The 17,457-nt window shown below is 56.9% G+C and carries 18 protein-coding genes and 1 pseudogene; 4 read left to right on the top strand and 15 right to left on the bottom strand.

Annotated elements, in window-relative coordinates; all coding sequences use genetic code 11:
• The first annotated feature begins 91 nt into the window (after positions 1-91).
• The 3 genes and pseudogenes from ACEN2J_RS09200 (at position 92) to ACEN2J_RS09190 (ending at position 1,556) form a co-directional block, all read left to right on the top strand.
• Positions 92-1,159, top strand: a complete 1,068-nt coding sequence (locus ACEN2J_RS09200; RefSeq protein ID WP_442105189.1) for an ABC transporter transmembrane domain-containing protein — start codon at positions 92-94, stop codon at positions 1,157-1,159.
• Positions 1,051-1,296, top strand: a pseudogene (locus ACEN2J_RS09195) (multidrug ABC transporter ATP-binding protein); the annotation flags it as partial. The gene ACEN2J_RS09200 and the pseudogene ACEN2J_RS09195, both read left to right, overlap by 109 nt.
• Before the next feature lie 128 nt (positions 1,297-1,424).
• A complete protein-coding gene (locus ACEN2J_RS09190) occupies positions 1,425-1,556 on the top strand; it encodes a hypothetical protein (RefSeq protein WP_442105227.1) in 132 nt (43 codons plus the stop codon).
• Positions 1,557-1,562: 6 nt separating this feature from the next.
• Here ACEN2J_RS09190 and urtE read toward each other — a convergent pair whose 3' ends face one another.
• From urtE to ACEN2J_RS09115, 15 genes are all read right to left on the bottom strand, one after another.
• Positions 1,563-2,258, bottom strand: coding sequence for an urea ABC transporter ATP-binding subunit UrtE (gene urtE / locus ACEN2J_RS09185; protein ID WP_442105187.1), 696 nt, complete (start codon positions 2,256-2,258; stop codon positions 1,563-1,565).
• A 16-nt stretch (positions 2,259-2,274) separates the two neighbouring features.
• Entirely contained in the window at positions 2,275-3,021 is a 747-nt protein-coding gene (gene urtD, locus ACEN2J_RS09180) for an urea ABC transporter ATP-binding protein UrtD (protein WP_442105185.1), read from the bottom strand.
• Positions 3,018-4,241 (bottom strand): urea ABC transporter permease subunit UrtC, encoded by a 1,224-nt coding sequence (gene urtC / locus ACEN2J_RS09175; RefSeq protein WP_442105183.1) that lies wholly within the window; start codon positions 4,239-4,241, stop codon positions 3,018-3,020. The genes urtD and urtC overlap by 4 nt, the downstream gene beginning before the upstream one ends.
• Positions 4,242-4,243: 2 nt before the next feature.
• Entirely contained in the window at positions 4,244-6,187 is a 1,944-nt protein-coding gene (gene urtB, locus ACEN2J_RS09170; RefSeq protein ID WP_442105225.1) for an urea ABC transporter permease subunit UrtB, read from the bottom strand.
• 66 nt (positions 6,188-6,253) lie between these two features.
• Positions 6,254-7,540: an urea ABC transporter substrate-binding protein gene (gene urtA / locus ACEN2J_RS09165; protein WP_442105181.1), complete on the bottom strand. Its 1,287-nt coding sequence runs from the start codon at positions 7,538-7,540 to the stop codon at positions 6,254-6,256.
• 324 nt (positions 7,541-7,864) lie between these two features.
• Positions 7,865-8,494: an urease accessory protein UreG gene (gene ureG, locus ACEN2J_RS09160; protein WP_442105179.1), complete on the bottom strand. Its 630-nt coding sequence runs from the start codon at positions 8,492-8,494 to the stop codon at positions 7,865-7,867.
• Entirely contained in the window at positions 8,491-9,144 is a 654-nt protein-coding gene (locus tag ACEN2J_RS09155) for an urease accessory protein UreF (protein WP_442105177.1), read from the bottom strand. Before ACEN2J_RS09155 ends, ureG begins: the two co-directional genes overlap by 4 nt.
• Positions 9,125-9,625 (bottom strand): urease accessory protein UreE, encoded by a 501-nt coding sequence (locus ACEN2J_RS09150; RefSeq protein ID WP_442105175.1) that lies wholly within the window; start codon positions 9,623-9,625, stop codon positions 9,125-9,127. Before ACEN2J_RS09150 ends, ACEN2J_RS09155 begins: the two co-directional genes overlap by 20 nt.
• Before the next feature lie 9 nt (positions 9,626-9,634).
• Complete coding sequence (gene ureC, locus ACEN2J_RS09145; RefSeq protein WP_442105173.1) at positions 9,635-11,338, bottom strand: urease subunit alpha; 1,704 nt, start codon at positions 11,336-11,338, stop codon at positions 9,635-9,637.
• Complete coding sequence (locus tag ACEN2J_RS09140; RefSeq protein ID WP_442105171.1) at positions 11,339-11,644, bottom strand: urease subunit beta; 306 nt, start codon at positions 11,642-11,644, stop codon at positions 11,339-11,341.
• Positions 11,641-11,829 (bottom strand): HupE/UreJ family protein, encoded by a 189-nt coding sequence (locus ACEN2J_RS09135; protein ID WP_442105169.1) that lies wholly within the window; start codon positions 11,827-11,829, stop codon positions 11,641-11,643. Before ACEN2J_RS09135 ends, ACEN2J_RS09140 begins: the two co-directional genes overlap by 4 nt.
• Before the next feature lie 10 nt (positions 11,830-11,839).
• Complete coding sequence (locus ACEN2J_RS09130) at positions 11,840-12,142, bottom strand: urease subunit gamma (protein ID WP_442105167.1); 303 nt, start codon at positions 12,140-12,142, stop codon at positions 11,840-11,842.
• A 9-nt stretch (positions 12,143-12,151) separates the two neighbouring features.
• Positions 12,152-12,973 (bottom strand): urease accessory protein UreD, encoded by an 822-nt coding sequence (locus ACEN2J_RS09125; protein WP_442105165.1) that lies wholly within the window; start codon positions 12,971-12,973, stop codon positions 12,152-12,154.
• 160 nt (positions 12,974-13,133) lie between these two features.
• Positions 13,134-15,371: an EAL domain-containing protein gene (locus ACEN2J_RS09120; protein ID WP_442105163.1), complete on the bottom strand. Its 2,238-nt coding sequence runs from the start codon at positions 15,369-15,371 to the stop codon at positions 13,134-13,136.
• A 48-nt stretch (positions 15,372-15,419) separates the two neighbouring features.
• Positions 15,420-16,310: a GGDEF domain-containing protein gene (locus ACEN2J_RS09115; RefSeq protein WP_442105161.1), complete on the bottom strand. Its 891-nt coding sequence runs from the start codon at positions 16,308-16,310 to the stop codon at positions 15,420-15,422.
• Positions 16,311-16,763: 453 nt separating this feature from the next.
• On the opposite strand from ACEN2J_RS09115, the gene ACEN2J_RS09110 reads away from it, so the two are divergent.
• Entirely contained in the window at positions 16,764-17,435 is a 672-nt protein-coding gene (locus ACEN2J_RS09110) for a hypothetical protein (protein ID WP_442105159.1), read from the top strand.
• Positions 17,436-17,457: the final 22 nt, after the last annotated feature.

The raw sequence follows: 17,457 nt of genomic DNA, 5'->3' as shown, positions 1-17,457 counted from the left end.
AAAAACTTAAATCTGCGCCGCAACGCGGTGCAGTCCCATATTCTTTCAGGAAGGGCCGCATCCCAAAACCATTGGGCGCGGCAATTGCGCCATGTTCAAACCCTATGACCGCATCACGCGGGCTGCGCTTAACCTAGCCGATCCTTATGACCACGGCACCGGCGCACCGCCTGCGGGGCAGGTCTGGCCATATCTGCGGTCGCATCTTTACCCGCTGCGCTGGGTGTTGGGGCTTAGCGTGCTGGTCACGGTTCTTTCGGCGGTGATTGAGGTGTGGCTGATCGGTTATGCGGGGCGGCTGATCGATATGCTGTCCGATACGCCACCCGCCGAGATTTGGCAGACCCACCGCGCCAGCCTGCTTGGGGCTGGGGTGATGGTCGTGCTGATCCGCCCCATCGCACAGTTTGCCCGCCATGCGGTAAAAGACATCGGGTTGCAGTGCAACGCGGCCAACTTGGTCCGCTGGCGCGCGCATGACCATTTGATCAAGCAATCGGTTGGTTGGTTCCAAGAGGATCTGGCTGGCCGCACGGCATCGCGGTTGGTCCTTATCGGTAATTATGCGTCGAATGTGATTTATCATTCGTTAAACGCGGTGGCCTTTGGCCTTGTTTATATGGTCGGCGTTGTCACTTTTATGGCGGATACCGATATTCGGCTGGCGCTGCCTTTGCTGGTTTGGCTGATTCTGTATGTCACTTTGATGGTCGTGATTATCCCGCGCATGGTCCTCGCGATGGAGACCTTTATGGCGTCAAAATCGGCGCTTTTGGATGGGGTTGTGGATGCGTTTTCCAATTTTGATACCGTCAGCCTGTTTGCCCGCCGCGAGGATATTGAGGCCGAACACCTGAAAGGGTTAGAGGAAACACGGGTCACGCTGTTTGCTGCGCGCCAAATCAGCGTAGGCCTGCGCACCATAACGGTGTGGCTGGAAGGCATTATCATGGCGGTTTTGTTGGCTATGGTATTTGGCTGTGGATGCAAGGCGGGGCGACGATTGGCTTGGTCAGTGCTGCGGTTGCGCTGTCGTTGCGGATTACCACGATGGCCGATTGGGTTTCGCAGGCGGTGTGGTCGATCTTTGAGCAAGTCGGCTCTGTGCGTGAGGCGCTGCGTACCATTAGCCAGCCATTTACCCTGCCGTTTGACGTGAATGCACCTGCATTGCAGGTCACAGCGGGTCAGATTTCGAACCAAGGTGTGCAGCACCATTATGGCAAAGGCCGTGGTGGGTTGAACGGCATCAACCTAACGATTGGCGCGGGTGAAAAGGTGGGGTTGGTCGGGCCATCGGGTGCGGGAAAATCAACCTTGGTCAACCTGATCTTACGGTTTTATGACCTCGAGACCCGCGCGCATGCATTCATCCTTGAGTTGACCGACAGCAAAGGCCGCACCGGCTGTCTAGGATTGCCGAAATGGACCGCATTATCGTGCTTGAGGCGGGCCAAATTGCCGAGCAAGGCACACATGCTGAATTGCTGGCGGCAGGCGGCCTTTATGCGATGCTGTGGGACCGCCAATCAGGCGGGTTTATCGGCGGCGACTGAAGGCGCTTAAACCGAAACCTCGGCCCGCAGTTGCGTACGTTCCAGCTGGATTTTTGCGCCCTTAATCGCCACCTCGCCACGGCGCAAAACATAGATCTGATCGGCCAGCCCATAGGCGAAATCAAAGTATTGTTCGACCATCACAATCGCCATATCGCCTTTGCCCTTTAGGTATTCAATCACCCGCCCGATTTGCTGAATGATGTTGGGCTGAATGCCCTCGGTCGGTTCATCCAGCAGCAACACCTTGGGGCGCATGATCATCGCACGGGCAATCGCCAATTGCTGTTGCTGCCCGCCCGAAAGGTCGCCACCGCGCCGGTTTTGCATTTCGCGCAAAACTGGAAACAGTTCAAATACCTCGTCCGGAATGGCATGTTCCGCCTTGGGCAAAACGGAAAACGCCGTTTCCAGATTTTCGCGCACAGTTAGCAAAGGAAAGATCATCCGTCCCTGTGGCACGATGGAAACGCCCATATGCGCCATGTCTTGCGGGCGGTGCAGGCCCAAGGGTTTGCCCGCCAATTCAATGCTGCCACCCGACCTTGGGTGCGTCCCGGCCAACGCCTTTAGAAAGCTGGTTTTGCCAACGCCATTGGTGCCCATGATGCAGGTCACCTCACCCGCTTTGGCAGAAAAATCAATACCATGCAGGATTTGAGAACTGCCGTAATGCAGGGTTAGGCCTTTGGTTTCAATCATGTTTTTGATCCATTTTTCATTCGCCGCGCCCCAGATAGACATCGATAACCTGTTGGTTTTTGGTCACGTGGTCCAATGAGCCTTCGGCCAAAACCGCACCTTCATGCAGCACGGTGACTTTGCAATTCAGGCGACGCACAAATTCCATATCATGTTCGACGACCACCACTGCGCGGGTTTTGGCAATGTCTACCAGCAGGGCGGTTGTCAGTTCACGCTCGGCCGGTGTCATGCCTGCTGCGGGTTCATCGACCAACAACAGCCGCGGCTCTTGCGCCAGCAGCATTGCGATTTCCAGCCATTGCTTTTGGCCGTGGCTTAGCTCACCTGATTTGCGGTCCAAATGCCTGCCAAGCCCGACCTGTGTGGCCAAATCCGCGATGCGCGCCACATCCGCGCTGGCCTTGCGCCACATCAAAACCCGCCACGGGCTGCGCGCGGCCTTTAGCGCGAGGGTCAGGTTTTCGGTGACGGTCTGGTCTTCGAACACCGTGGGGCGCTGGAATTTGCGGCCAACGCCGATACGCGCGATTTGGGCCTCAGACAGTTTCAGCAAGGATGTAGATTTTTCGCCAAACATCACGCTGCCGCTGTCGGGGCGGGTTTTGCCAGTGACGATATCCATAAAGGTGGATTTGCCCGCGCCGTTCGGCCCGATGATCGCGCGCAGCTCTTGCGAGCCGATCGTGAAGGTCAGGTTGTTGATGGCCCGAAAGCCGTCAAAGCTGACGCAAGCGCCGGAAACCTCTAGCAATGCACTCATTTTAGGGCCTCTTTTTCTTGCAAGCTGCCATCATCGGGGCCGAGTGGTGCACCGCGGCGGTTGGGAGTGCGCAAGCCCGCAAGACTGTCAAACAGCCCGCCGATGCCTTTGGGCGCGAACAATGTGACCAGCACAAACGACAGGCCCAGCAGCACCTGCCACCAATCGACCCAGTTCAGCGTGCCAAACCCTAGCGGGATAGACGGAGCCCGCCCGCCGGTGAACCAGCTCGACAGCAGCGACACAAAGGCCGCGCCAATGACCGCGCCGTAAAGCCGTCCACGTCCGCCAATTGCCACCCAAACCGCCAGATAAATCGATGCGGTGGGGGCCAGTTCGGCCGGGTTGATGATACCAGCTTGGGGGTAGTAAAGCGCGCCTGCAAGGGCGCAGATCACGGCCGTGAGGGTGAAGATAAACAGCTTATACCCTTCGACCGAATAGCCCAGAAACCGCACACGCGCCTCATCATCGCGGATGGCGCGGATGACCGAGCCGAACTTGCCCGACACGATCCAAGTGATCAGCACATAGGCCAAACCCAATGCCGCAGCCGAAGCCCAAAAGAACCACATCGACAAGCTGCCTTGGCTGATGTCAGAGAGGCCCGGAAGGTTTTGCAGGCCTGACAAGCCGTTGTTGCCACGTAGGCCGGAATCGTTTTGAAAGAGGTACAGCGCCAAGGCCAGCGTCATCGCTTGGGTCAGGATCGACAGGTAAACCCCCGTCACCCGCGCCCGAAACGCCAGCCAGCCAAAGCACAGCGCCAAAAGGCCCGGTACCAAAACCACCAGCATTATTTGCAGTGGAAAGCTATGGGCAAAGCCCCAGATGAACGGCAAATCCGACGTGCCAACCACGCCGAAAATCTGACTGGTAATCCCGTCTTGTATTTCGGCGGGGGTGGCAGGCAGCCCGCCTGCAAGGGCGGTTGTCACAATCTCCGCCGTCCGTGCATACATCAGCCACATGCCGATCATATAGCCGCCAAGCGCGAAAAACGCCATGTGGCCAAGGCTAAGGATGCCCGCATAGCCCCAGACCAGATCCATCGCCAGCGCCGCAAGGCAAAGGCACAAAGTTTTGCCTAAGGTCTTGATAAACGAGGTGGAAAGCGCGCCGGTGCCATAGCCTTCGGACAGGACCGTGACCAGCAGCGAGAACACCACAAGAGTTGCAATAACGACGACCAATGAGGGTTTGGATTTAAGGAAAAGCATGATCAATCTCCTGCCGCGCGGCCCTTAAGGGCAATGATGCCCCGCGGGCGGAATTGGATAAAGAGGATGATAAACAAGATCATATAGGTCTGGGCGGCCAGTGTGTTGGACGGGTTCAGCCACTCAATCGTTTTTTGCAAACCGCCGATCATCGTGGCCCCAGCCAGCGCACCCCAGATGTTGCCAACGCCACCCACAACCACTGTCATAAAGCTTTGCACGATATAATCGCTGCCAAGTTCAGAGGTGACCTTGGCAAACAGCCCAATCGCCACACCCGCAATGCCTGCGATGCCCGACCCGATGCCAAAAGTCAGCATATTGATGCGGTCTGGGTTGATGCCCATGCTTGCCGCCATTGTCGGGTTTTGGGTCACAGCGCGGACCTCTAGGCCCAGTCGTGTGCGCTTCATAATCCACAGAAATACGCCCAGAAACAGCAGCGCCAGCACGAAAATCGCCACGCGGATATAGCTGATCGAGACCACATCATTCAGCACCCAAGCCCCATCCAACCACGCCGGAGACGTCAGCGGGCGGGCCTGTGTGCCAAAGATGTTTTTTAGAATTTGTTGCAGTGCGATGGAAATTCCGAAGGTGGCCAGCAGTGTTTCCAACGGACGTTTATACAAGAACCTGATCACCAGCCGCTCCATCGCGACACCAAGGCCAAAGGTGATGGCAAAAGCCAACGGCAGGGCCACGATGATTGAAACGGTGTAATCGGTGATCCATTGCTGCACGACATAGCCAGTATAGGCGCCGATGGTGATAAACTCGCCATGCGCCATGTTGATAACGCCCATCACGCCAAAGGTAATGGCAAGGCCAATAGCGGCCAAAAAGTAAATGGAAGCCAAAGACAGCCCATCCAACGCCAAATCGGCGGCGCGCATAAAGCCTACTTTTTCGTCGATGCCGCGCAGGGCGTCACGTGCCGCATCGGTCACAGCGGCGTCGCGTTCATCATAGATATCAAGGAATTTATACTTGCCCAGCGTGGCCGCAATTTCGTCTTCGGTTGCGGCAATCCGTGCAATGCCTTGCTCTTCCAGCGCGGTATAGGCGCGGTCGCGGGCGGCCTGGGTGTTCAACTCGGCCAAGGGCACGCCGCCGACAAACCCGTCCTTCAGGTTGCTCAACAAGGTTGCGCGTTGATCGGCGACTGTCAGCCGTGCAGGCACCAAGCCCGCATCAACCAGCAAGGCATAGGCCTGAACGGCTGTAAAGTCTGGCCCCATTTTCAAGGTGTTCGCAATGTTGGCGCCATCGGGCAGGGCGCCTTCAACGGCGATGCGCTTTGTCGACAACAAAGGGTTCAGGGCGGCGCGCAAATCGAGCTGCGTATCCGCGCCAAAGCTTTCGATAGCGGCAACACGCGCCGCTGAATCGGGGTCGAACCGCAAGGTCAGCAAGCGTTCCAGACGCAGCTTCTGGGCTTTTAGCGCAGCGTCTGGTTCCCCCTCAATTGAGGCGCGCAGAGGCGTTAGAGCGTCGGGGGTAGGGTCTGTCGCGATGGAATCGAGCGCCGCCGCGCGTTTGCCTGCGTCTTTGGCCGAAAGGTTAAACTGCACCAGAGCGGTTGCGATCAAGCCGCGCACACCTGCGTTTGGCTTCAACTCGGTAATCTCGGATTTTGGCGTAAGGCCCAAATCTTGGCCATCAAGGCTGCGGGTCGCATAGCTGTCGCCCTCGGCCGTGATCAGCAGATAAACCGCATCGGCCTTGCGCAGGCCCAACCGTTTATCGGCCCATGCCTCTAATATCGCAGGCACAGCTTCATCGCCGCTGTCTACCAGCGCCGCGATCACCGGTGAAATGGTTTGACGCGAGGCCCTTTCCACCAAAGCAGTGTTCGTGGTCAGAACCGATTGGGCGGTTTCGGCCTGTACAGTGGCTAGGGCGCCAAAAAACACCCAAGCCAGAACGGCCAGAACAAAGGGCAAAACCCGCATATGAATTTTCCATGAATTGGGGGTGGGAAGGGGCCAGTTCGGCCCCCTCCGGGTAGGTCAGTAGTTCGAGGTCAACTGAACGCAGGTTTTGGTCTCGGTGTTATACATGCCGCATTTCAGGTCTTTCCAATCGGCTTCAAGCACCGCCGATTCTGGCAAGAAATCAGTCCAGGCATCGCCGGGAACAGGGTCGGTTTGGCTGATGATGTCAAACTGGCCATCGGCGCGGATTTCACCGATCAACACAGGCTTGGTCAGGTGGTGGTTCGGCAGCATTTCCGACATTCCGCCTGTCAGGTTCGGGAAGGTTTGCCCGATCATCGCGTCTGATACGGCGTCAACATCGGTGGTGCCCGCTGCGGTGACCGCGTTTACCCACATGTTAAAGCCGATATAATGGGCTTCCATCGGGTCATTGGTTACGCGCTTGTCGTCTTTGATAAAGGCTTTCCAATCGGCAATAAACGCCGCGTTTTCAGGGGTATCTGCCGACATGAAGTAGTTCCAAGCTGCCAAGTGCCCAACAAGGTTGCTGGTATCCAGACCCGAAAGCTCTTCTTCACCAACCGAGAAGGCAACAACAGGCAGCTTATCCGCGGTTACACCTGCTGCTGCCAGCTCTTTGTAAAAGCCGATATTTGCATCGCCGTTGATGGTGGAAATAACGCCAACCTTTTTGCCATCAGCACCAAGGCCAACCACATCGCCCACAATTTTCGACCAATCCGAATGGCCGAATGGGGTGTAGTTCACAAAGATATCCTCTTTGGCGATGCCTTTCGACATCAGATAGGCCTCAAGGATGTTGTTGGTGGTGCGTGGGTAGACGTAATCGGTGCCGAGCAGGGCAAATTTTTCAATCCCCAGTTCGTCAAGGAAGTAGTCAACCGCCGGAATAGCCTGCTGGTTTGGCGCGGCACCGGTGTAGAATACGTTTTTCGACGATTCCTCGCCTTCATACTGCACAGGATAGAACAACAGGCCGTTCAGCTCTTCGATCACTGGCAGAACCGATTTGCGGCTTACGGACGTCCAGCAACCGAACATCACGTCAACATTGGAAACCGTAATCAACTCACGCGCTTTTTCGGCAAACAGTGGCCAGTCGGAGGCTGGGTCAACCACGACCGCCTCCAGCTTTTTGCCCAAGAGGCCGCCTTTGGCATTTTGTGCCTCAATCAGCATCAGCATCGTGTCTTTTAGCGTGGTTTCCGAAATCGCCATCGTGCCCGAGAGGGAATGCAACACCCCGATTTTGATGGTTTCTTCTTGGGCAAATGCCACAACCGGCGCGGTAAATGCGGCAATGCTGGTGGCCAAAAATGCGCGTCTGGATAATTTCATTTTGTACTTCCCTATTAGGCTCTCTGCGGCCTTTTCCTTTTTGCAAGGAATGGCCATACTAAGAGAGCAGCTTTTGTTGCACCCGTGCGGTGGGGACGCCGTCCAAGCAATTCCCTGCCGCACACCTGCCTTGGCCGTTGGTGGCCCGAGCACCTGTAGCAAAGGCCAAGTGCATCGCTTCTTCAACGTAGGGCTGGGGTTTTCGGCTAAATTTTCGGCACATCAGAGGTGTTGGTTATTTTTTGGGCATATATCGATGCTGCAGCGCAGAAATTGTGCATTTACTATACAGAGAAATGGGCGCGTACCATACAACATCTTGGGCTATAGCGACTCGCTCAGCGGCAGCCCGCCCTCGGCTAGCAGGAAGTCGATCACCTCTTGCACGCCTTGGCCACTGCGCAAACGGGCCAGTACAAAGGGCAGATCTTTGCGCGCGGCCTTTGTATCTTGCTCTAGCAACGTCAAATCCACGCCGACATAGGGCGCAAGATCGGTTTTATTGACCACAAGCAGGTCGGACCGTGTCACCCCCGGCCCACGTTTGCGTGGAATATCCTGCCCTGCCGCCGTGTCGATCACATAGATCGTCAGATCGGCCAGTTCAGGGCTAAAGGTGGCGGCAAGGTTATCGCCGCCCGATTCAATTAAGATCAGGTCGAGGTCGTCAAATTCGTTACGCAAGTCGGCAATCGCGGCAAGGTTGATGCTGGCATCCTCGCGAATGGCGGTGTGCGGGCAGCCCCCCGTTTCGACACCGCGAATGCGGTTGGCAGGCAACACTTGGGCGCGCATCAGGTAATCGGCATCCTCACGCGTGTAGATGTCATTGGTGATAACGGCCATCGAACAGCGATTGGCCAGTGCGGCGCACAGCTTTTCCGTCAACGTGGTTTTGCCAGCGCCCACAGGGCCGCCGATACCAACCCGAAGCGGGCCATTTGGGCTTTTCATGATCGAAATATCCTTACATCCATAGTTTCGTGCCGCATCTGCGCCATATCGGCCCCAAAGCTGGTGCTGCTTAGGGCGCTTTGCGGGGCGGTGGCACAGGTTTGCGCCAGTGCCAAAATAGTGGCGGCCAGATTTGCCAGCACCGTTTGGCCGCTGGTCTGGCCCAAGGGCATAAATTTCACCGCTGCCGCGATTTGCTGTGCAGCAAGGCCTTGCAGCCAGATTTGCAAAACTTCCTCAGTCGAGACCTGCAAATCCCGCGTCGCATAGCCCACGGCCAAGGCATAGGGCAGGGCGGGTTGCGCCTCGCCCGTCAGCGCCTCAATCGTGCGGCCAAAGGCGCGGCCTTGTTCTGTCATTTCTAACATCCGCTCGGCGCTGGCGGCATAGGCGCAGGCGAGATCGGCAAGCGCCGAAATATCGGCATCGGGCGCGCGGGCATGGGCCAGAAAAATCGCATCCATCCGCCCCGAGCCAAAGCTCAGCGTGGCCCGCACCCAATTTTCCAGCGTCTCGGGCGATGTGACCGCGCCATCGGTGATCGCCTGCTCCAGCCCTTGGCTATAGGCAAAGGCCCCAATAGGAAAGCTGGGCGAAAGCCATTGCACCAGCCGCAAACGATCCAGCGGGTTAGCTGTGAGAGTGGGCATGAAAATGGTCTTTGATACCTGAACCCAGCTCAGGCCCGTGGTCATGGCCCATCGTGCGGCCATGGCCATAGGCACCACCCTCGGGGCAAAACGGCCCCATCGCAATGGTCATCTGCGCACCCAGACCCTTTAACATCGCTTCTAACACATGGTCGCGGCGAATGACCAAATGGTCGGCGCAAATCTGGCACGGCGTGTGGCGGTTGCCGATGTGCCACGCAAGGCGGGGCAGGTCGCCTGTCACTTTGACCACCGGTTCCAGCGCCGCCGCGATACCGATTTTCGTGCCATCCGCCAATTCCAGCGCGTCACCATCATCAAGGCTGGTGGTCTCGGCCAGATCAATCAGAAATGCGCGGCCCGTGTTGGTGACCAGCCGTTTTCGGCGCAAAAACCGTTCGGCATAGTCGAGCGTGACAGACTCGTCCAAAGCAGAACCGGCTTTGCGGTGCACGATATGCGCGGTAAGGTTTCCAATCATATCAGTCCCTTAAAACAAGAAGTAACGTTGCGCCAGAGGCAGTTCTTTGGCCGCCTCGCAGGTTAGCAACACACCATCGGCCCGCACTTCATAGGTCTCGGGGTTCACCTCAATCTGTGGGCGGGTGGCGTTGTGGATCATATCAGCCTTGCCAATATTGCGGGTGTTTTGAACGGCCAGAACCGTTTTTTGCAGCCCCAAACGCGCAGCCACGTCACCCGCCGCAGCCGCCGAAACAAAGGTGGCCGTGCTGGCCTGCATCGCCCGCCCCAACGCGCCAAACATCGGGCGCGAATACATCGGCTGCACAGGGATAGAGCCGTTCGGATCGCCCATTTGCGCCACGGCGATCATGCCACCCATCAGCACCATTTCCGGCTTGGCGCCGAAAAACGCAGGGTTCCACAGCACCAAATCGGCGCGCTTACCTTCGGCGATACTGCCGATATGGGTTGAAATCCCGTGGGCAATCGCGGGGTTGATGGTATACTTCGCAATGTAGCGGCGCACGCGCATGTTGTCGTTTTCGCCAGTCTCGGTGTCCAGCCGCCCGCGTTGCACCTTCATTTTATGTGCAGTTTGCCACGTACGGGTGATCACCTCACCAATCCGGCCCATCGCCTGACTGTCGGATGACAGGATCGAAAGCGCGCCCATATCGTGCAAAATATCCTCGGCCGCAATCGTTTCACGGCGAATTCGGCTTTCTGCAAAGGCGACATCTTCGGGGATAGAGCGGTCAAGATGATGGCAGACCATCAGCATATCGAGGTGTTCCTCGACCGTGTTGGCGGTGTAGGGCATCGTGGGGTTGGTAGAGGATGGGATGATGTTTTCATGCCCGACAACGCGCAAAATATCAGGCGCATGGCCCCCGCCCGCACCTTCGGTGTGAAAGGCGTGGATCGTGCGGCCCTTAATCGCGGCCAGCGTATTTTCCACAAAACCGGATTCGTTCAGCGTGTCGGTGTGGATCATCACCTGCACATCCATATCGTCCGCGACCGATAAGCAGCAATCAATCGCGGCGGGGGTGGTACCCCAATCTTCGTGCAGTTTCAACGCACAAGCACCCGCATTGACCATTTCAACCAAAGCCTCGGGCTGGCTGGCGTTGCCTTTACCCGACAGGCCAAAGTTCATCGGAATACTGTCCAATGCCTGCAACATCCGGCCGATATGCCACGGGCCGGGGGTGCAGGTTGTGGCCAGCGTGCCATGCGCGGGGCCAGTGCCGCCGCCCAGCATCGTGGTCAGGCCCGAATGCAGTGCATCTTCGGCCTGTTGTGGGCAGATGAAATGGATATGCGCATCCATTCCGCCCGCCGTCAAAATCCGGCCCTCGCCTGCGATCACCTCGGTGCCCGGCCCGATGATGATGTTCACATTTGGCTGCGTGTCGGGGTTGCCCGCTTTGCCGATTTTGTAAATCAGCCCGTCGCGCAGGCCCACATCGGCCTTGTAGATGCCGGAATGGTCAACGATCAGCGCATTGGTGATCACCGTATCCACGGCGCCGCCTGCGCGCGACACCTGTGATTGGCCCATGCCATCACGAATAACCTTGCCGCCGCCGAATTTCACCTCTTCGCCATAGGTCGTCAGATCGCGTTCAACTTCAATTATCAAATCGGTATCGCCAAGACGCAGGCGATCGCCCGTCGTGGGGCCATACATCGCGGCATAGTCGGCGCGGGCAATGCGAGTGGACATTTACAAATCTCCCATAACGAGGCCGTTGAAGCCAAACACACGCCGCGCACCCAAGATCGGCGTCAGGCGCACTTCGCGGCTTTGGCCCGGTTCAAACCGAACGGCGGTGCCGGCGGCTATATCCAGCCGTAGCCCGTGCGCCGCTGTGCGGTCAAAGTGCAGACCGGGGTTGGTTTCGGCAAAATGATAATGGCTACCCACTTGCACAGGCCGGTCGCCGGTATTGGCCACCATTAACACCACCGATTGCTGGCCCGCGTTAATCTCTATCTCGCCCTCGGCTGGGAAAACCTGCCCGGGAATCATTGTGAGCGGCCTTTGCGCAGATAGATCACAATCGCCACGGCAATCGCTGCGATCAGCATCACCAGATGGTCAGGCTCGGTTGCCAAATGCCGGAGGTTGGCGAAAAAGCTGGTGTGGCTGTGGTCGCCTGTGTGGGCGAAAACAGCGGTTGGCAGCAGGGCGAACAGGGTGAAAAGTGTTTTCATGATGGGCCTCTTAGCGAATGGGGTGATGGACGGTGACAAGTTTGGTGCCATCGGGAAAGGTGGCCTCAACCTGCACGGAATGGATCATCTCGGGGATGCCTTGCATACATTGGTCGGCGGTGATCACATGCGCACCGGCTTGCATCAGATCGGCGACAGAACGCCCGTCGCGCGCGCCTTCGACCACGAAATCGGTGATTAGGGCAATCGCCTCGGGGTGGTTCAGCTTGACGCCACGCGCAAGGCGGTTACGGGCGACCATTGCAGCGACCGATACAAGAAGTTTCTCACGTTCACGGGGGGTTAGGTTCATATCAGGGTCCTACATTTGCCAGACGCGGGGCAGGGGGCCTGCCCGCAACGCCCCAAGGGCTTTGGCGATTTGTTTCTTCATCGGCCAGCTGTCGCGGGCCAAAATACGCAGCACACATTTACCGCCCCAAGCCGAGGCCGCAGCCTGTGTGCCCGGCACATCCAGCGCCGCGCGCAAGGCTGGAAGCGCATCAACGGCATTCGCTGATATCAGCGCAATCACGGCATAGGCCCGCGCGGGGCCAAGTAAAGCGGGGCTGTGGTGTGCCAGAAAGTTCGCATCAATCTGCACGGTTTCGGCCCACACAGGCCGCCCGTCGCGCCGGATCATGCGGCGATCGGTAAGGCGCGCGTCTTTGGGCTCTTCGCCCATCGCATGGCGGCCCAGAACAACGCTTTCACATAGCAGGCAGGTGGCATCAGCGGCCAGATCGATGGTTGTATCGCGCTGTAAATGGCAGTTTTCAAACAGGATGGTTTCTTGCGGCAACCAGTCGAGCCGCGCCGCAGGGCCGACCTGCGCCGAGACCGCAGCCACGCCCGCAGCGCCACGGCTGGCATAGGCGCGTTCGGCGGTTTGGGTGGTCGCCGTCACTTGCGCACCTGCGCCAATCTGCATGTCAAAACGCAGGCTGTCGCCATCGGTAATCCCGCCCGATGTGTTCAGGAAAACCACCTCTGCGGTGCCATCAAACCGGCGTGGCATAATGGCCTTGCCGCTGCCGCTTTGATGTAAATCTTGCAACCGTGTTGTGCCGGCGTGCATCGCAAACCGAACCGCCGCCTGCCCGTGGCTGCGCTGCATACTCGTGTTGATGGCCGCCATCTGCATTGCGCGTACTCCTGCCTGTTGGCATAGGATAGCTGATGACAGTAGGCAGCAGGGATGCTGGGGTTTGATGCAGGTTTCGCAAAGAATTTATGCGTATGATTTGTTTTTAATCGGCATTGATCAAAACATAGGCGAAATTGAGATCCGATCTTGCTGCGTTTTAAGGGGCCGGTTTCGCTTCGTTTGGGCGGTGCAGATAGGTGCGCTCAAACGTGTCGGCGCTGACGGCGCGGCCCCCCAAAAAGCCCTGAATGGAATGGCAGCCCTCTTGTTGCAGCCACGCAAGTTGTTCTGCGTTTTCCACGCCTTCCGCTATGGCACGAATGCCCAAGGTGCGGGCAAGCGCCAAAATACTGCGCACAATCATGCGCGTACCATGATAGTTTTCGGTGTCTTCGCCATTGTCGTCGGCTGTCAGCAGGTGAATGAAACTTCTGTCGATCTTGATCTCGGATACGATCAGCTTTTGCAGATAGCTGAACGAAGAATAGCCCGTGCCAAAATCATCAATCGACAGATGCACCCCTGCTTGCCGCAATTGGTTAATATTCGCCAGCGCGGCCTCGGACATGGATATTAACGAGGTTTCGGTGATTTCAACGGTGACTGTCTCGGCTGCAACGCCTTCGCCATCCAACAATTCGAGCAGCCGCGGCGCGAGCGTGCAATCTTCAAAACTGCGCGGAGACAGGTTAATGCTGGCAGGGGCGTGCAGCCCTGCGGCACGCCAACGGCCCAGTTGACGGGCAAAAATACCCATCACATGAAAATCAATATCCGAGATTACACCAGCGGCTTCGGCGATCGGGATAAACTCTTCCGGGCTGACGCGGCCCAAATCGGGGGCATTCCAACGCAGCAAGGCCTCGGACCCGATCAGTTGTAGGGGAACGCCATGCGCGCCCAAGACGGACGGCATGGCAAATTTTGGCTGAAAGGCCAGTTCAAACTGGTTTTCTTGCAAGGCACGCCGCAAGGCTTGGACAATCACGTTGCGTCGCGACAAACGGGTATCCATCGCTGTGTTGTAATAGGCCAGCCGGTTGCCGCCTGCTGTTTTTGCGGCGAAATTGGCGATTTCGGCTTGCCGCAGCAGGCTATTATTCGCGCCCGCTTCGCCAACCGAACCCGCCGCGTGATAGCTTATGCCCATGCTGGCTGTGGCATAGACGGTGATTTCTTCTAGGATAAACGCATGTTGCAACGCATTGCGGAACTCTTGCGCTAAATCCTCAACGGCTTGGGGTGTCGCACTGTCCAGACGAACGGAAAAAGCATTGCCCTCACTACGCGCCAAAAAGCCGCGTGCGTTCAGGACCTGCGCAAGTCGTTCGCCAAACGCACAGAGCAACGCGTCGCCCGTCCGCCGCCCAAGGACCGAGCGAATGCTGCGAAAGTTGTCAATGTCGATCAAGATAACCGTCAACGGAGCCACTGCTTTGGCCAGCGCGCTGTTAAAATACCGCCCGTTGGGCAGGCCGGTCAAATCATCATGGCGTGCATCAAACTGGGCCTGAATGGCTGTGCGTCGTCGTGCGGCTTCGGCCTCAAACCGGGCCGTAATGTCGGTTAGGGCCATCACAACGCTTGCGGCGGTTTCACTGTCGCGCAGCGGGGCCGCATTTACCGAGAAGACCCGGCGGGCCGTACCCGGCACCAGCAGCTCTATGACCATTCCATGCAGCGGTTTGCCTGTCCGCATAACCCGCGCAAAGGGCAGCTCTTCGGGCTCATCCTCAAATTCGTCATCGGCTTTGCTGCCTTCGCCGTCTAGTTCAAGCGGCTCGGCGGTAATCCTGCGAAGCGGCCAAGACGCGGCGCACAGCCGTTCTGCACGAGTTAGGCTATCCAGAATGTCACGGGCCTCGGAATTGGCAAACACACAGCGCCCGACCGAATCAAAGGCCGCGACCGCAGACACCCCTGTGTCGATCATTCTGGTCAAAAAATATCGCTCACTGCGCAGCGATGATTCAAGTTCGCGTTGGTTTGTGATGTCGCGGTGCATGAACAAAAAGCCGGTTGGCACGCCCATTTCGTTTTGCATCGGCTTCAGGTCAAAGCTGACTCTATACATAATGCCGTTTTTCGAGGCGTAGGTTGTCTCGCCACTGCACGCCTCTCTTTTGGCAAACGCCCGTGATACATCGGCAAAAGTTGTACGGTCGCTGGCATGTCCAATGGTTATGTCGCTGATATGGCGGCCAATTGCTTCGTCTAAGGCATAGCCGCTGCGACGTTCAAAGGCGGAATTGACCCAAGTGATGAACCCGTCGTTATCTGTCAATGCCACCAGATCGCTCATCAAGGACAGGATGCCCGCCATTGGCTCTAGCGGGCCACCCATCGCCGGGTTTAGGTTCGCAACTGGCAGCGCCTCATCCATGACGTCTTTCATCTGATCTAGGCCCTTTTGCCCCTGATCCGACGGTATACCATGCAGATCTTAGGCTGCGATGGCATCCGCTTCACAGGCAACTTCATCAGTAAATACAGTTTTAGCGCGTCCGGTCAACTTGGCGTTGTACAGTCTTTCATCAGCCTGCTTGAAAACAGCGTCGAAAGTTTGTGCCGCATCTTCAACCATCGCCAAGCCAGCCGAGAAGGAAACAGTGATCGCGTCGTCGTTGCGTACCACGTTAGAGGTTTTCAGGTCGGCCCGGAAATCGGCCAACAGTGCTGCAACAGTTTCCATTTCAGCCTGTGGGAACAGAACCACAAACTCTTCGCCACCGATACGGTAAACAGGCAGGCTATCGTTCAGGGCAGCGCGCAGGCGGGTTGCAAAGTCGCGCAATACACGGTCGCCAGCGTCATGGCCCAAGGTGTCGTTGATTTTCTTAAAGTGGTCAATGTCCAGCAAGGCCATAACTGTATCTGTGCCGTGCTGCGCGAATGCAGCATCAAGGCCACGACGGTTTTGCAGGCCGGTCAGCGGGTCAATGTTCAGCTCAACTGCTAGGCTTTCGCGCTCTGCAGCCGATTGGTTCAGACGGGCCTGCACAACCTGCAAAGCAGCGGCAAGTGCGTCATTCTTGGCCTGCGCTGCAGCCAAACGTGCAGCCAGCGGGTTTACAGGGGTGGAAACCGCGTCGCCTTGAATGGCATCAAAGCCAACCGCAGCCATAAACGCAACAACACCAGCGGCGAAAGCAAAACTTGCTGGAACAACGTCGGTGATGCTTGCGCCAACCAGATATGCTGCAAGGGCGATCATGTAAGGTGCGCGCACCTTATCTTCGATCACCGTCGCAATTTTCTGTGCCATGCTTGGTGCAAAGAAACGACCGCCAAAGTGGTTCGCGCCGTTCAGAGTGTTTGCTGCTACCAATGTCATCACAAGTCCGCCTGTTATCTGGGTGATGGTCTCGGCACTGCAAACTTGGTTAGCGGTGCTTTAACCTTCATGCCAAACTGTTAATCATCCCAATATGGCGTGATTGTGCATCGATTGGGGCTTCACTGTGAGGGCTGCGGCAGAACCAAGGCGAATTGTGGCAATCACTGGGCAAGAAAGGCAAACCCAAGGCAGGTAAGGCGGGGAATTGGGGGCAAAGGCCTAAAAACAAGGGCGGTGCAGTTAGCGCTGCCACAATCCTGACAATAATGACACGGAAAATAAAAATGCGATTAAAAACTCTGGCAAATTGAGGCGAGACTGGGCAAAGTAAGAGCGTTGCATTGTCGAGAAGTCCAACGAATTGGGCCCGATTTGCGATGAGCAGTAGTTTCGAACAAAGATGATACAATGAACATAACAACCAACCCGCTAACTTTAGGGGAGGGATCAATGATTCCTAACGCCCATCGTTCCGGTGCTCGCGCGCTGTTTAATCGGTCATTTTTGGCCATTGCGTTAACTATGGCGGCATGTACAACCGTCCCGTTGTTTGACCAAATTGGGATTGCTGACCCAAAGCCCGAAACGCAGTTTGTGCGCGGCAATCTAAGCAACATCTGGGCTGAACCGCCTGGATCTATGGTGATGTTGCAACGCACTGCTAACGGCGATTATGAGCAGTTGGTCGGGCTTGAAAACCGCACGACGCTCAAGGGCGACAATTTCTTGTGGCTGAACGCGAATAACGGCAGCACAGGTCAGGTCAGCAAAGGGCTTGATCTTAAAAAGCTGTTTGAGCGTTTTGGCGATATCCCATCGCCTTTTACCAAGATTGATAGCGGCAGCTTGCGCAGCGGTAATGACGGGCAGGGCGCCTATGCATGGCAAGAATACGTTGCTGGTCCTAATACCACCTGTGTTTTTGCCGTCCGGCGTTTGGGCAGTGGTGCGCGCTCGGTGCCTTCTGGAACCCGCGTTTTGGATTTGGTACTGCGCAACTGTGTGAACGGCACAGCAAGTGACGCGTTGGCCCCCATCTTGGACAACCAAGTCAGCGGAAATGACTCGTATGGCACCAATTCACCGGCTGCCATTTCGCGGCTGGCTGGCTCTCGGTTCTAAATTATTTGACTCTATTTTTATG

The organism is Pseudorhodobacter sp. W20_MBD10_FR17 (assembly GCF_052119765.1).
GTDB lineage: Bacteria > Pseudomonadota > Alphaproteobacteria > Rhodobacterales > Rhodobacteraceae > Pseudorhodobacter.
Note: the sequence above shows the minus strand (reverse complement) of the source record. Positions and strands in the feature narration are given on the sequence as shown.